The sequence below is a fragment of the Streptomyces bugieae genome, from assembly GCF_036352915.1.
GTDB lineage: Bacteria > Actinomycetota > Actinomycetes > Streptomycetales > Streptomycetaceae > Streptomyces > Streptomyces endophytica.
The window spans coordinates 1-487 of sequence record NZ_JAZBJP010000104.1 but is presented as its reverse complement, the minus strand read 5'-3'; the positions used below and the strand labels follow the sequence as shown (position 1 = coordinate 487).

Genomic DNA, 487 nt, shown 5'->3' with positions numbered 1-487 from the left:
GCCTTCTCAGTGGGGCACAACATCCGGCCCGCCACCACTTGAAGGTGAAAACGACTTTGCAGAGGTTATGTGTTCAAGAATCGAAGTCAAACAGCGGGCCGCAGCGACGTGTACCCAGGTCCGCACAAAAGGTGCGTCGACCATCTGATGATTCGGTAAAAAGTCGGCGTTGCGTGATCCGGGGTCAGCGCAGCCGCTGGCTGATCACCTTCGACACGCCGTCACCCTGCATGGAGACGCCGTACAGCGCGTCGGCGACCTCCATCGTCCGCTTCTGGTGGGTGATGACGATCAGCTGGGAGCTCTCCTGGAGCTCCTCCATGATCCGGATCAGCCGCTGGAGGTTGGTGTCGTCGAGCGCGGCCTCGACCTCGTCCATCACATAGAAGGGGCTCGGCCGGGCCTTGAAGATCGAGACCAGCAGCGCCACGGCCGTCAGGGACCGCTCACCGCCCGAGAGCAGGGAGAGCCGCTTGACCTTCTTGCC

At 62.2% G+C, this 487-nt stretch carries 1 protein-coding gene; it reads right to left on the bottom strand.

Annotated features, from left to right (window positions below; translation table 11 throughout):
• Positions 1–184: 184 nt before the first annotated feature.
• The coding region (locus V2J85_RS40380; protein ID WP_330824362.1) for an AAA family ATPase at positions 185–487 on the bottom strand (303 nt) is incomplete at its 5' end.